We start from the raw sequence: 13814 nt of genomic DNA, 5'->3' as shown, positions 1-13814 counted from the left end.
CGGCGCCCGCCGAAATGCGTACAATCGCGGCTTCAATTTCCCGGAGGTGCCGCGATGGCCATGAAGAAAACCGATCTCGAAAAGAACAAGGCGCTCAAGCTGACGCACGCGATGAAACAGTCGAGCTCCGCGCGTTTCGGCAAGGGCGCCGACGAAGCAGCCAAGCTGGACCGCCGCGCGCAGCGCAAGCTCGACCAGGAACAGGGCCTCGTGCCGTTCGCGTGCAAGCTCAACGCCGAGCTCGTCGAACAGCTGAAGGCGCGCGCGGCCACGCACCCGGAAGGAATGACGGGCCTGCTGTCCGAACTCCTCGTGAACGGCCTCGCGCAACGCGACGCGTAACCGCCACGTATCTCGAAATTTCCGTTGACAGCGCTGCGCCGCGACGACACACTCGTTCGCATGCCTACGTTCAAGCTCGTCGCCATCGCGATTCATTGCCCGGTGAACATTCGAAAGAATGGATCACGGGAGGCGCTTGTGCGTTAGCAATCGAGCAGTACCGCATGTCACACAAGGCCTCGCCGGAAACGGATGAGGCCTTTTTGTTCTGGTGCACGTCATCCGTCCGGCTCACTGAATGGAGCAGACGATGGACCAGGCAAGCCCGCTGTTCGAACGCCGCGATCGGCGCCCCGCCGGCACGATCGCATTACCGACCGTCGTGATCCGTTTCGCGGTCGCGCCGCGCACGACGATGACCTGGCGCGCGCCGCAGGACGCGGAGATCCGCGCGCACGGCGCGGCGCTGTGGATCACGCGCCCGCCGAATGTCGACGATTACTGGGTACAGCCCGGCGACGTGCTGCGCATCGCGCGCGGCGAGCGCATCTGGCTCGGCACCGATGCCGACCGGTCGGCCGAAGCGACGATCACGACCGCGTACGTGCGGCGCGGCGAACGCGTCAGGCGCATGCTCGCGCAAGTGCAACGTTTGCTCGTCGGGATAGGGAGAAGGAGCGGATGAGCGACGCGCCGTTACGCGTGCGTCAAGTACACGACACGCGCAACGGCCGCGACCGGAAACGGACGCACCCGCGGCGCAACGCGTCGCGGGTGCGCATCGAAGGACGCGGCACGCCCGTGCGTGCCGCGAGCGATCGCGCGCCGTGCGCAGCGAGAGGATGCAGCAGGTGCATCAGGTGCTGGCGGCGAGACGCGGGCCCGTGCTTCGTGGAGTGGAATCGAGGTCGGGACGTTGCGCGGCCTGCGAGGTCACCCACGGATCGATGCCCTGTTTCTGCACCTCTTCGAGGAATGACACACGTGTGCGCCAGTAATCCGCCTGTAATTTCGCATCGATGACGCGCTGTTCGGCTGCGAACAGTTCCATGCGCGCCGTCACGAGCATCGACGCAGCGGTTTTTTCCGGCGTGGGGGCGTGTCGCATCGCCCAACGGCTGATCCAGTTCAACATGCTGACCTCCGTGATTACGGACGAACCCGCATCGGGCAATCGCAACCGGCCGTGCCTGCCCAAACGCGCAACGACCTTGACCGCCATTCACCGCCTGGCCTGCACGGACTGCGACTCCCCCGCATCGGCAATGACCGGCCGGCGTGTGCATGCGCGGTGTATCTATCCTAGAAAGACTTGCCGGTTTACGCGATGGGGTCTTGCAATCTTTTACACAGAAACCACAGTCGCGCCCGCATCGCGAAATGACGGTTGCGGACGGAACGGCTTCGGCGCACGATAACCCGATCCCTGCACGCGCCTGGACTGACGAATGGCGGCGGCATGCCGCTGCCGCGCCGTGTATTCGCGCCGGCAGCACACGTGCGGACATGCGCACCCGCCACCTGCACCGCGTTCGTGCAGCATGCGGGCGCTCCGTTTCAGTCGCATGTCATCGTGCACCGCCCGCGCACGACGCAGCCGGCGTGCCGTTGCGCACGCATCCGCCCGCCTCCCCGCGCCGCCTCCCGTCGTTTCCACCGCTTCCGCCGTTTCAGCCATTTCTGCCGGCCCGTGCCGCGCGAACCGGTAAAATGCGCGCCTTCGCCGCACGAACGGGCCGCCAGACCGTTCGTGCGCAGACAACCGATCGTGCCCTCCAACTATATCGTCCGAGCTATCCGCGCTATTACAATCCGCCGATAGCCGGACAATAGTGGCTGGTTACAGTTAGCCGGCCGCGCTGCCTGTACAACAATTCGGCACAACAATCAACACGACAACCCGACCGGAGAAACGCCTTCATGGAATCCATCAAGCGGTATTTCGGCTTCGCTGAAGCCGGCACCGATTTCCGCACCGAAATACTCGCGGGCGTCACCACGTTCCTGACGATGGCCTACATCATCTTCGTCAACCCCGCGATTCTCGGCGACGCCGGCATGCCGAAGGAATCCGTGTTCGTCGCGACCTGCCTCGTCGCGGCGCTGGCATCGATCATCATGGGGCTGTACGCGAACTACCCGATCGCCTGCGCGCCCGGCATGGGCCTGAACGCGTATTTCGCGTACACGGTCGTCAAGGGGATGGGCTTCACGTGGCAGGCGGCGCTCGGCGCGGTGTTCATCTCCGGCTGCCTGTTCCTGCTCGTCACGCTGTTCCGCGTGCGCGAGGCGATCGTCAACGGCATTCCGAAATCGCTGCGGATTTCCATCACCGCCGGCATCGGCCTGTTCCTCGGCATCATCTCGCTGAAGACGTCGGGCGTGATCGTCGGCAACCCGGCCACGCTCGTCACGCTCGGCGACCTGCACAAGCACGAGACGATCCTCGCGATCGTCGGCTTCTTCACGATCGTCACGCTCGACCACCTGCGCGTGCGCGGCGCGATCCTGATCGGCATCATCGGCGTGACGATCCTGTCGTTCTTCTTCGCCGGCAACCAGTTCCACGGCGTGTTCTCCGCGCCGCCGTCGATCGACGCGACGCTGTTCAAGCTCGACATCGGCGCCGCGCTGTCGACCGGCATCATCAACGTGATCCTCGTGTTCTTCCTCGTCGAGCTGTTCGATGCGACGGGCACGCTGATGGGTGTCGCGAATCGCGCGGGGCTGCTCGTCGAAGGCAAGATGAACCGCCTGAACAAGGCGCTGCTCGCCGACAGCACGGCGATCGTCGCGGGCTCGGTGCTCGGCACGTCGTCGACCACCGCGTATATCGAAAGCGCGTCGGGCGTGCAGGCCGGCGGCCGCACCGGCGTGACGGCCATCACCGTCGCGGTGCTGTTCCTCGCGTGCCTGTTCATCGCGCCGCTCGCCGGCGTCGTGCCGGCGTACGCCACGGCGCCCGCGCTGCTGTACGTGTCGTGCCTGATGCTGCGCGAGATGGTCGAAGTACCGTGGGACGATGCGACGGAAGCCGTGCCGGCCGCGCTGACCGCGCTGCTGATGCCGTTCACGTACTCGATCGCGAACGGCGTCGCATTCGGCTTCATCGCGTACGGCGGCCTCAAGCTGCTGACGGGCCAGGGCCGCACGGTCAAGCCGATCGTCTGGATCATCGCGGCCGTGTTCCTGTTCCGCTTCTTCTATCTGGGCAGCGAGTAAGCGAAGCGCATCGCACGATGAAACGAAAAAACGCCACCTTCGGGTGGCGTTTTTTTTCGCACGATTGTTCCGTGATCCTCAAGAAGCGACGCGCATGACTGCACCGACGTTCAGGCCACCCCGCCCGGCCCGCATACGAAAATGCCGCCCGACTCCGCCGAACGGCATTGCATGAAGGCCACGTCCGCGCGTGCGCCGCTCGCGTGCGCGCGCCGCCGGACGAGCGTCGTGTCGTCAGCGCCAGTTGGCCTCGTAGAAGCGCACGTAGCCGCTGCGCAGCGTCACGCATTGCGCACGCGTTTCCGACAGCAGGCGCCGCGCGGCCGCCTCGATGCGCTCGCGGTGCTGGTCGAATGCGCCGACCATGTCCTCGAAGCGCGGCGATGCCGCGCCGAAGTGGTCTTCCAGCGCCTCGGCGGTGATCTGACACTGGACGCGCTCGCCATTGACCAGTGCCGTGAACGCCAGCATCAGGTCACGCCCCGAATACTCCGGCTTCTCGTTCGTGAAATGGATCTGCATGGAGCCGCCTCGACCGGTAGAAAACGAATGACCGCGTCCGTCGTCCGCTACCGGCCGGACGAAATGTACGCGGGCTCGCCGGCGGAGGCCCCGGCCGCGGAGTGTGGCGCGGTCGATGCATGCCGGTTGAATTCCACTTTAGACGGTTTCGCGCGGGACACAAAAATTTCGGTGTGCGTCGTTCCGACGCGCATTTCGTCTGATCTGCGCGGCATCCGGCACCGTTTCGCCAACGGCCGTCAGTGCGGATCGGTCGGCCAGACGTTGAGCGCGATCGCGGCGGTCGTGACGCCCACCGCAATCGCGGCCGCCCCGTATCTCACCGCATCGGTCAGATCGAACAGCAATCCGTGGATCGCCACGGCAATGCCGCCCAGCATGATGAAAGTGGCGATGGCCGCCAGCACGACTCTCAGTTCCGCCCGAACCATGATGCGTCTCCCGAACGGATGCATGTCGCGTCGCATGCATGTTGCACTGCGGAACACGGCGCGTGCGTGCTCCATTTCCATCATTGCAGGCGGGCGCCTGAAAGCAAGGGGATTTTGTCGGCAGTCGCACATCGCACGTGGCGCTTGTATGATGATGCGTACCCGGACGGTCGGCTGTCGCGCCGAATGGTGCACCGCGAGCGGAGCCGCACTCCGCCGCCGATTCCGATCCGGTCGCCCCGACGGCGCCGGGAACAGGAGACAAACCATGCCGCAACCCTACGTGCTGCCCGCCACCACGGGTCGCACCGACCTGCTCGCGCAGGCGCATGCGCGTTCGACCGCAGTCGGCCTGCGCGCGCACGAACGCCCCGATTTCTCGCCGCTGTCGCGCATCGCGCTGCGCGAACTGCTCGACACGAACCACACGCTGTTCTCGCACGCCCGCCCGGTGATGGAGGACCTCCACGCGCAGATCGCCGAGACGCAAAGCCTCGTGCTGCTGACGGACGCCGACGGCGTGATCCTGCACAGCATCGGCGACGCGGACTTCATCGAGAAAGCCAACCGCGTCGCGCTATGCAACGGCGTGTCGTGGGCCGAGGGCGCGCGCGGCACCAACGCGATCGGCACCGCGCTCGCGTCGGGCCAGGCCGTGGTCGTGCACGGTGCCGAACATTTCCTGCGCGCGAACCACATCCTCACCTGCGCGTGCGCGCCGATCGTCGATCCGTTCGGCCGCACGCTCGGCACGCTCGACGTGAGCGGCGACCCGCGCGGCGCCAGCCCGCATACGCTCGCGCTCGTGCGGATGTCGGCGCAACTGATCGAGAACCACCTGTTCGCGAACCAGTGCGGCGAAGCGCTGCGGCTGCGCTTTCACGCCCACGAGGATTGCGTCGATTCGCTGTTCGCCGGCCTCGTCGCGTTCGGCCCCGACGGCGGGCTGATCGCCGCGAACCGCAGCGCCCAATTCCAGCTCGGCGCATCGTTCGATGCACTGCAACATCAGGCCAGCGACGCATTGTTCGGCATGCGCTTCGGCCAGCTCGCGCAGCAGGCCGCGCGCGCACCGGGCGCCACGTTCCGCCTCACGCTGTCGACCGGCGTGCGCGTGCTCGCGCGCTGCGAATTTCCGGAAGCGCAGAAAGCGACCGTCGCCGTCGCGCCGCCCGCGCCGGCCGCACGCGTGCGTGCACCGGACCCCGACGCGATCACGTTCGCGACGCTCGACACCGGCGACGCGCGCATGGCCGCCGTGCTCGAACGCGTCGCGAAGATCCGCGGGCGCGACCTGCCGCTGCTGATTCTCGGCCAGACCGGCACCGGCAAGGAATGGCTCGCCCGCGCGCTGCACCAGGCGTCGCCGCGCGCGGACGGCCCGTTCGTCGCGGTCAACTGCGCGGCGCTGCCCGATTCGCTGATCGAGGCCGAACTGTTCGGCTATGAAGACGGCGCGTTCACCGGCGCGCGCAAGCGCGGCAGCCCCGGCAAGATTGCGCAGGCCGACGGCGGCACGCTGTTTCTCGATGAAATCGGCGACATGCCGCTCGCCCAGCAGGTGCGGCTGATGCGCGTGCTGCAGGAGCGCGCGGTGATGCCGCTCGGCGGCGCACGCGCGGTGCCGGTCGACGTGCGGGTGGTCTGCGCGACCCACCGCGACCTGCGCGCGATGATCGCGGAGGGCACGTTCCGCGAGGATCTGTTCTACCGGATCAACGGGCTCGCGGTCACGCTGCCGGCGCTTGCCGCCCGCACCGACCTGCCGGCGCTCGTCGAGCGCATCCTCGCGCGGCTCGCGCGCAGCGAGCCGATGCCGCGCCGTCTCGCGGCCGACGTGCTCGATGCGTTCGCGCGCCACCGCTGGCCCGGCAACCTGCGGCAAATGACCAACGTGCTGCGCACGGCCGGCATGCTCGCCGAAGACGAAGCCGAAATCACGCTCGCGCATTTGCCCGACGATTTCTGGCTCGACTGCGACGATGCGCCGGCGGCCGACACGCCAGCCGTATCGCCCGCGTCGCCTGGCAGGCGCGAAGGCACGACGCTGCAAAGCCATCAGGCCGCGATGATCGACGCGGTGCTCGCGCGGCATGGCGGCAACGTATCGGCGGCCGCGCGCGAGCTCGGCCTCGCCCGCAATACCGTGTACCGGTATCTGCGGCGGCACTGACGCCCACGGCGGGTAGCTGGCGGCCGTGGGCCGCCGGCGGGTTCGGGTATGCTTGGCGCGTTGCCGCCGAACCGCCGCCCGCTTCAGTCATGACCGATCCAGATCACCCGCCCCTCGTGCGCATCGAGCCGCTCGGCGCGACCTTCGACGCGCCCGATTCGCTCACCCTGCTCGAAGCCGCCGCGTTCGCGCGCGTGTCGCTGCCGCGCTCGTGCCGCAACGGCACGTGCCGAAGCTGCCTTTGCCGGATCGTCAGCGGCAGCGGCAGCGTACGCTACACGATCGAATGGCCGGGGCTCTCCCGCGAGGAAAAAGCCGACGGCTATACGCTGCCGTGCGTGGCCGTCGCGACGTCGGACCTCGTGCTCGACGTGCCCGACGCGGTCATGCTCGACTAGACGCGGCGCGCGACCGCGCGTCGTCCTGCAACGCTCGATCCTGCATGGAGAACGTGATGGTCCAGCCAACCGATCGCATCGAAAAACAGACGCTGCTCGCCGCGTCGCCCGACCGCGTCTGGGCAGCCGTGAGCAATTCCGGTGAATTCGGCCAGTGGTTCGGCGTGTCGTTCGACGGCCCGTTCGAGGCCGGCCAGTCGCTGTTCGGCCGCATCACCCCCACCCGCGTCGACGACGACGTCGCCAAGGCGCAGGAGCCCTATGCGGGCACTGTGTTCGAAATCGTCGTCGACCGCATCGAACCCAGGCAACTGTTCTCGTTTCGCTGGCATCCGTTCGCGATCGATCCGGAATTCGATTACGCGTCCGAGCCGATGACGCTCGTCACCTTCACGCTCGCGCCGCAGGCCGGCGGTACGCTGCTCACGGTCACCGAAACGGGTTTCGACCAGTTGATCGAAGCGCGTCGCGCGACGGCGCGCGACATGAACGACCAGGGCTGGGCCGCGCAGATGACGCTGATCGCGAAGTACCTGGCGCAGCCCGCGTAGCGCGCCGCGATGCCGCACGTCGGTGCCGGCCGGCGAACCGGCGTGCGTGGCATAATCGGCCGCATCATCGTCCACCCGCCGCCGCGCATCGCATGCTGAGTCGTCGCCTCCGGAAGATCGGCAGTCTGATCGGGATGCTCGCCATCCTGATGACGGCGCTCGTGCCGACGATCTCGCAGGCGCTGACCACGCAAGGGCGCGTCGACGCGCTGCTGGCCGGCTACTGTTCGTCCGCGCCGGCCGCCGGCACGCCGTCCGCCGATGCGGCGACGAAAAGCCTGCAGGCCCATCTCCACGCATGCGGCTATTGCAGCCTGCTTGCCCATACCCCCGCGCTGCCCGCCCCCGAACTGACGTTCGCGGCCCGCGTGCACGCGATCGAGCATCGCGCGGCCACCCGCTTCGAAAGCCTGCGCCGCACGCAGCCGCTCACGGCCGCACAACCGCGCGCCCCGCCGTTCACGTCCTGATCCGTCGTCATTACGCGTGATGCCGTCGTGCATCACGTCGCCCGCGCACGCCGCCCGCGTGCGCAACGTGTCACGTTTCGAAGGACGATCATGTCGCACCCTGTCGCGCACGGCGTCGTGCCGCGCGCGTGGTTGACCGTCTCCGGTTCGGATCGCCGCGCCGGCATTCGCCCGCATGCGAATGTCCGGTGTCGCGCGTCCGCGCCGAGCGCCGCCGACATCGATGCCGCTCGCGCGGCCGTCCGTCGAAGCCGTTTTTTTCATCCGATTCGTCACTCGCTCATCCAGCCATGAAAACCGCTACTTTCGTTCGCGGCGCACTCGCCGCACTCGGCTTCGTCGTTATCCACGCCGCTCATGCACATGCCCTTCCGAAAACGCAGGACCCGGCCCCCGACGCCACGCTGTCGAGCGCGCCGCACGCGGTCACGATCGATTTCGGCGAAGCGCTCGAGCCCGCGTTCAGCTCGATCGCCGTGACCGACAGCCACGGGCAGTCGGTCGTCGACGGGAAGTCGGCCGTCGATGCCGGCAACCGGAAGCGGATGCACGTCGCACTGGCGAGCCTGAAGCCCGGCACCTACACGGTCGCATGGATCGCGGTGGCCAGCGACGGCCATCGCACGCACGGCCGCTACGCATTCACGCTGAAGTAACGCATGTCACGCACGCGATGCGCATCGGTGCTTCGTGCCGAGCGCATTCGCATCGATGCCCGCGGCATCGCACCCAATCAGGAGAACGCATGATGAAACGCTCGATTCCGACCGGCCTGCTCGTGACGCTGGCGCTGCACGCCACCGCCACCTTCGCCGCGTCGACCATCCAGGCCGACGCATGCTGGATTCGCACGATGCCGGCGACGGTGCCGTCGTCCGGCTACTTCACGCTGAAGAACCACGGCGACGCGCCCGCGACGCTGACCGGTATCGACACGCCCGCCTACGGGATGGCGATGGTGCATGAAACGCAGACGAGCGGCAGCACCGCGAAGATGGTGCACGTCGACTCGGTCGTCGTGCCGGCGCACGGCTCGGTGACGTTCAAGCCGAAAAGCTATCACGTGATGCTGGAGGAGCCGCGCCAGGCCGTCGCGCCCGGCGCGAAGGTGCCGTTCCGGCTGCACTTCGCGGACGGCTCGACCGTGTCCGTGACCTGCGACGCGAAGGCGCCGACCTACGCCGGCCAGTAACGCCGCTCGCCTCACGAAAGGAGACGCACATGAAAGACCGCCTGCCGCTGGCCGACCTGATCGTTCGCTACCGGACGCCGCTGAATGTCGCGGTGCTGATCGTCTGCGGGTTATGGGCCGCCTGGATCGCGTGGATGACGCGGCCTGCCGCCATCGATACGCCGCCGTCGATTCCCGCGTACTGCATGCGCGACGCACGCTGACGCGAAGGCACGGTTCCGGCGGCGGCCCGCGCCCTTATTGGCGTGGCATCATCGCTTCATCCCGACCGCTGGAACCGCCCTCCGGAGCGCCGCATGTCCGTTCAGACCTGGATGCTGTTTGCCGCAGCCTATCTCGCCACGACGCTGTCGCCGGGGCCCAACGTGCTGCTCGTGATCCGCAACACGGTGCGCTACGGCGCGCACGGCACCGCCGCGACGATCGCCGGCAACCTCGTCGCGCAGGGCATGGTCGTGCTGCTGGTCGCACTCGGCGTCGGCGCGGTGCTGGCCGCGATGCCGCCGCTGTTCGTCGCGATGAAGGTGATCGGCGCCGCGTATCTGATCTTTCTGGGTGTGCGGCAGTTGCGCGGCGAGCGCAAGGCCGCCGCATCGAGCGGCGCCGCGGAGATCGCCGTGCCCGATCGACGGAAGCTGTTTCGCGAAGCGCTGTTCGTGTCGGGCAGCAATCCGAAGACGATGATCTTCCTGTCCGCGTTCATGCCGCAGTTCATCGTGCACGACCGTCCGCTCGCGCTGCAGTTCGTCGTGATGTACGCGACGATCGCCTGCACGGTCGTGGTCGTTCACAGCGTCTATTCGGCCGGCATGCGCCGCCTGCATCGCGGCTTCGACATGAGCCGCGCGGTGCGCGCGCTCAAGCGTGCGAGCGGGCTGCTGTTCGTCGGGCTCGGCATCAAGCTGCTGACCGCGCGGCAGGCATGAGCCGGCGGCCACCCGTCAGCGCATGCGCGCGGCCAGCGCGGCCGTGATCTCGTCGAACGACGGCCGCGCATCGACGTCCTCGTTCACGCAGGCCGCCGCCAACGCATCGAGCGCGCCGGCGTGCGGTTCGCAGCGCTCGAGCAATTCGCCGAGCAGATAACCGAACGCGCGCACTTCGAGCCGTTCGAACCTTGCGCCGCGCGTGCGCTCGTTCGCGTCGTACAGCGACGCCGCGCCGAAATCCCCGAGCAGCGCGCCGCCTGCGCCGTCGTACAGGATGTTGTGCGCATACAGGTCGCCATGCATGATGCCGCGCGCGTGCAGATGGCCGGCGACCGACGCGATGCCGTGCGCAATCCGCAGCGCTTGCGCCGGCTCGAATCTCGCATCGGCGGCGTAGACGTCGCGCGTGCAGGACGCGAAGCTCGGCGGCCCGGCGAGGTTCGTCAGCGCGGGATCGACCAGTTCCATCACCAGGCCGTGCGTGCCGTCCGGATGCCCGCGCAGCTTGCCGATCACCGGGATCAGGTTCGGATGACTGCCGGCATGCAGGCACGCGGCCATTTCGCAATCGGGCAGGCCGTCGCTCGTCACCGCCCCCTTGAACAGCTTGACCGCGACCGTGCGCGGCGGATGGCCGTCCGTGCGCCACTGCGCTCGGTAAATGACACCCGACGCGCCCTCGCCCAGTTTCTGTTCGCATGACAGCGCGGCCCAGTCGATCTCCGCGACGTCCGGCCCGGCGGACGCCGCGGCCTCCGGCGTCGCGCCGAACGGATTGCCGGCCACGGCGAGCCACGCAAGGCGCGGCAGGCGCGGCAGCCAGTCGGGCAACGCGTCCAGCCGGTTCGCCGACAGGCGCACCAGCTCCAGCGCACGGCAGGCGGCCATTTCCGCGGGCAGCGCCCGCAGCCGGTTGCCGGCCAGCATGAGCTTCTGCAACCGCGCACAGTCGCCGATGTCGGCCGGCAGTTCCTCGATTGCGTTGTCGGTCAGGATCAGCCAGCGCAGCGCACGCGGCAGCGCGCCGCGCGGCACGGTGTGAATCGAGTTCGCCTTGAAGCCGATCATGTCGAGTTGATCGCACGCGCCGAGCACGTCGGGAAAAGCGGTGAAGCGATTGCCCGACGCGAACAGGATGCGCAGGCGATGCAGCCGCGGCAGGTCGTCGGGCAGCGCGGACAACGCATTGCCGGTGAGGTCGAGCACTTCGAGCGTGTCGGCCAGATCGAAGATCGCGCGCGGAAATTCGGTCAATCCGCACGCGAGCTTGAGTTGCCGCGCGCCCGACAGTTGTCCGGCCTGCAGTTGTTCGAGGGTGTGGGTCACGGGGAGAAAAACGGGTGGCGGTTGCGGGGACCCGTCGGGTCGATCGAACGAATTCTACCGGGATCGATCGCGTGCCCCTACATGAGCTTGTCATACCCCCTTCACAAATGCGGAATGTGACGTTAGAATTGCGCCCCTTGCAGTGCCGACGTGGTGAAATTGGTAGACACGCTATCTTGAGGGGGTAGTGGCGAAAGCTGTGCGAGTTCGAGTCTCGCCGTCGGCACCAGATGCGTTTTCCTCGCATTCCAGCATTTCTGAAACCCGCGACAGCAGATGGCTTCGCGGGTTTTTTGTTTTCCGCTACGCCAACAACAGAAAATTCCGCACCACCGCGGACGGCTCGTCGCAGCGCGACGCGATGGCCAGCCTCGCGCGAAACCGGTTACCCGCGAACGGCCGGTACACGACGCCGGGCACCTGCACCTGCGTAATCGCCTTCGGCACGACGGACACGCCGAGCCCGGCCGCCACCAGCGTCACCGCGGACGCCATCTGCGGCGCCGGTTGCGCCATGCGCGGCTCGAACCCGGCGGCCTGGCACGCAGCGACGATGTCGTCGAACAGCGCGCCGCCGGCCGCACGCGGCACCTGCACGAACGACTCGTCGGCCAGCTCCGCCAGCTCGATGCGCCGGCGCTGCGCCAGCCGGTGCGCGACGGGCAGCGCGACGAACATCGGCTCCTCGTCCCAGTCGGCTACCCGCAGCGTCGCGGCGATGCGGCGCTCGGGCCGCACGATCGCTACGTCGAGGCGCCCGGCCTCCAGCGCTTCCAGCAGCACGCCCGACGTCGCTTCCTGCAACGTCAGCTCGGCATCCGGGAACGCCTCCCGAAAGCGGCGAATCAGATCCGACACTTTCGGATTGAACGCGGCCGTGCCGGTGAAGCCCACCCGCAAATGGCCGGTTTCCCCTCGCGCGGCACGCCTGGCCGCCCGTGCCGCGCGCTCGGCGTCGTCGAGTACGCGTCGCGCCTCTTCCGCGAACACTTCGCCCGCCAGCGTGAGCTCGGCGCCGCGCGCGGTCCGCTTGAACAGCTCCACACCGAGCTCGTTCTCGAGCGCCTTGATCTGCTGGCTCAACGGCGGCTGGCCGATGCCGAGCGTTTCGGCGGCCTTCGTGAAATTCGACGCGGCCGCGACGGCCAGAAAGTAGCGGAGATGCCGAAGTTCCATGCGTGACGTGACCTCGCGGTGAGTCGGGTTGCCTGTCAGCCAGTGTTAAAACATATGACTGCGGTTCATTTCATATATTGGACATATATATGACCGTGCGCAAGAATTCGTGTATTCCGTCGCACATCGAGTGCCTTCATGTCCTCCGCTTCGATTTCCCGCTCCGTCCCCGGCACGCAGAACAGCGCGCCCGATGCGCTGCCGGCCGGCGTATCCCCGCGCTCGGCCGCGTACAAGCGCATCGCGTTCGCGCTGTTCCTCGCCGGCTTTTCCACTTTCTCGCTGCTGTACTGCGTGCAGCCGCTGCTGCCCGCGTTCGCCCATGAGTTCAACGTCGGCGCGGCGTCGAGTTCGCTCTCGCTGTCGTTGTCGACCGGAATGCTCGCGGTGTCGATCCTGTGCGCCGGCGCGCTGTCCGAACGGGTCGGGCGGCGCGGGCTGATGTTCGCGTCGATGACGCTGGCCGCGCTGTTCAACCTGCTCGCCGCGTGGTCGCCGAACTGGCACCTGCTGCTGGTCTGGCGCGCGCTCGAAGGCTTCGCGCTGGGCGGCGTGCCGGCCGTGGCGATGGCCTATCTCGCGGAAGAAATCGCCGCCGACGGGCTCGGCTTCTCGATGGGGCTCTATGTCGGCGGGACCGCGTTCGGCGGCATGATCGGACGGATCGGGATGAGCGCGCTCGAGGAGCACTTCTCGTGGCGCACGGCGATGCTGTCGATCGGCGTCGTCGACCTGCTCGCGGCGATCGCGTTCGTGATGCTGCTGCCGGCCTCGCGACGCTTCGTGAAGCGCACCGACCTGACGCTGCGTCACCACCTGCGGCTGTGGCACGCGCAACTGCGTCATGCGCGCCTGCCGTTCGTGTTCGCGATCGGCTTCCTCGTGATGGGCGCGTTCGTGACGATCTACAACTACGCCGGGTTCCGGCTCATGGCGGCGCCGTTCAACCTGAGCCCGACCGCGTGCGGGCTGATTTTCGGCGCATACCTGTTCGGGATGGTGTCGTCGTCGAGCGCCGGCGCGCTCGCCGATCGCCTCGGACGGGCGCCGGTGCTGGTCAGCGGCATCGTCGTGTTCGCGGCGGGCCTCGCGCTGACGCTGTCGCACTCGCTCGCCGCGATCGTCGTCGGCATCGTGCTCGT

Annotated in this window: 17 protein-coding genes and 1 tRNA gene; 13 read left to right on the top strand and 5 right to left on the bottom strand. The window is 67.8% G+C overall.

Going from position 1 to position 13814, the window contains the following annotated elements:
• Positions 1-54: 54 nt before the first annotated feature.
• A complete protein-coding gene (locus tag H3O04_RS27635) occupies positions 55-342 on the top strand; it encodes a hypothetical protein (protein ID WP_006480754.1) in 288 nt (95 codons plus the stop codon).
• 250 nt (positions 343-592) lie between these two features.
• Positions 593-967, top strand: coding sequence for a DUF2917 domain-containing protein (locus H3O04_RS27630; RefSeq protein ID WP_011547194.1), 375 nt, complete (start codon positions 593-595; stop codon positions 965-967).
• A 171-nt stretch (positions 968-1138) separates the two neighbouring features.
• On the opposite strand, the gene H3O04_RS27625 is transcribed toward H3O04_RS27630, so the two are convergent.
• Complete coding sequence (locus H3O04_RS27625; RefSeq protein ID WP_006480752.1) at positions 1139-1417, bottom strand: hypothetical protein; 279 nt, start codon at positions 1415-1417, stop codon at positions 1139-1141.
• Between the two features lie 785 nt (positions 1418-2202).
• On the opposite strand from H3O04_RS27625, the gene H3O04_RS27620 reads away from it, so the two are divergent.
• Complete coding sequence (locus H3O04_RS27620) at positions 2203-3504, top strand: NCS2 family permease (RefSeq protein ID WP_006480751.1); 1302 nt, start codon at positions 2203-2205, stop codon at positions 3502-3504.
• A gap of 234 nt (positions 3505-3738) precedes the next feature.
• Here H3O04_RS27620 and H3O04_RS27615 read toward each other — a convergent pair whose 3' ends face one another.
• Entirely contained in the window at positions 3739-4026 is a 288-nt protein-coding gene (locus tag H3O04_RS27615; RefSeq protein ID WP_006480750.1) for a DUF1488 domain-containing protein, read from the bottom strand.
• 239 nt (positions 4027-4265) lie between these two features.
• Positions 4266-4541: a DUF2964 family protein gene (locus H3O04_RS27610; protein WP_023477572.1), complete on the bottom strand. Its 276-nt coding sequence runs from the start codon at positions 4539-4541 to the stop codon at positions 4266-4268.
• A gap of 184 nt (positions 4542-4725) precedes the next feature.
• On the opposite strand from H3O04_RS27610, the gene H3O04_RS27605 reads away from it, so the two are divergent.
• The 8 genes from H3O04_RS27605 to H3O04_RS27570 all read left to right on the top strand — a co-directional run bounded on the left by H3O04_RS27605 (position 4726) and on the right by H3O04_RS27570 (position 10167).
• Positions 4726-6630, top strand: a complete 1905-nt coding sequence (locus H3O04_RS27605; RefSeq protein ID WP_202588875.1) for a sigma-54-dependent Fis family transcriptional regulator — start codon at positions 4726-4728, stop codon at positions 6628-6630.
• An 89-nt stretch (positions 6631-6719) separates the two neighbouring features.
• Positions 6720-7028, top strand: coding sequence for a 2Fe-2S iron-sulfur cluster-binding protein (locus H3O04_RS27600; protein ID WP_202588874.1), 309 nt, complete (start codon positions 6720-6722; stop codon positions 7026-7028).
• Positions 7029-7084: 56 nt separating this feature from the next.
• Positions 7085-7579, top strand: a complete 495-nt coding sequence (locus H3O04_RS27595; protein ID WP_043888509.1) for an SRPBCC family protein — start codon at positions 7085-7087, stop codon at positions 7577-7579.
• Positions 7580-7671: 92 nt separating this feature from the next.
• On the top strand, positions 7672-8049 hold the full coding sequence (locus H3O04_RS27590) for a DUF2946 domain-containing protein (RefSeq protein WP_043888505.1): 378 nt from the start codon (positions 7672-7674) through the stop codon (positions 8047-8049).
• Positions 8050-8339: 290 nt separating this feature from the next.
• On the top strand, positions 8340-8705 hold the full coding sequence (locus tag H3O04_RS27585; RefSeq protein ID WP_175682510.1) for a copper resistance CopC family protein: 366 nt from the start codon (positions 8340-8342) through the stop codon (positions 8703-8705).
• Between the two features lie 92 nt (positions 8706-8797).
• Positions 8798-9241 (top strand): copper chaperone PCu(A)C, encoded by a 444-nt coding sequence (locus H3O04_RS27580; RefSeq protein WP_034175392.1) that lies wholly within the window; start codon positions 8798-8800, stop codon positions 9239-9241.
• A 29-nt stretch (positions 9242-9270) separates the two neighbouring features.
• Positions 9271-9444 (top strand): hypothetical protein, encoded by a 174-nt coding sequence (locus tag H3O04_RS27575; RefSeq protein WP_006486739.1) that lies wholly within the window; start codon positions 9271-9273, stop codon positions 9442-9444.
• Between the two features lie 93 nt (positions 9445-9537).
• Positions 9538-10167, top strand: a complete 630-nt coding sequence (locus H3O04_RS27570) for a LysE family translocator (protein WP_023477567.1) — start codon at positions 9538-9540, stop codon at positions 10165-10167.
• A 15-nt stretch (positions 10168-10182) separates the two neighbouring features.
• On the opposite strand, the gene H3O04_RS27565 is transcribed toward H3O04_RS27570, so the two are convergent.
• Positions 10183-11496: a protein kinase gene (locus H3O04_RS27565; protein WP_202588873.1), complete on the bottom strand. Its 1314-nt coding sequence runs from the start codon at positions 11494-11496 to the stop codon at positions 10183-10185.
• A gap of 144 nt (positions 11497-11640) precedes the next feature.
• On the opposite strand from H3O04_RS27565, the gene H3O04_RS27560 reads away from it, so the two are divergent.
• A tRNA-Leu gene (locus H3O04_RS27560) sits at positions 11641-11725 on the top strand.
• Positions 11726-11799: 74 nt separating this feature from the next.
• Here the strand turns inward: H3O04_RS27560 and H3O04_RS27555 are convergent.
• Positions 11800-12672, bottom strand: coding sequence for a LysR family transcriptional regulator (locus H3O04_RS27555; RefSeq protein ID WP_023477565.1), 873 nt, complete (start codon positions 12670-12672; stop codon positions 11800-11802).
• Between the two features lie 138 nt (positions 12673-12810).
• Between H3O04_RS27555 and H3O04_RS27550 the strand changes: the two genes are divergently transcribed.
• On the top strand, positions 12811-13814 hold a 1004-nt coding region (locus H3O04_RS27550), incomplete at its 3' end, for an MFS transporter (protein ID WP_202588872.1).

This window comes from Burkholderia sp. KCJ3K979, from assembly GCF_016759955.1.
GTDB lineage: Bacteria > Pseudomonadota > Gammaproteobacteria > Burkholderiales > Burkholderiaceae > Burkholderia > Burkholderia orbicola.
The sequence above is the reverse complement of the archived record's forward strand: the minus strand, read 5'-3'. Positions and strand labels throughout refer to the sequence as shown.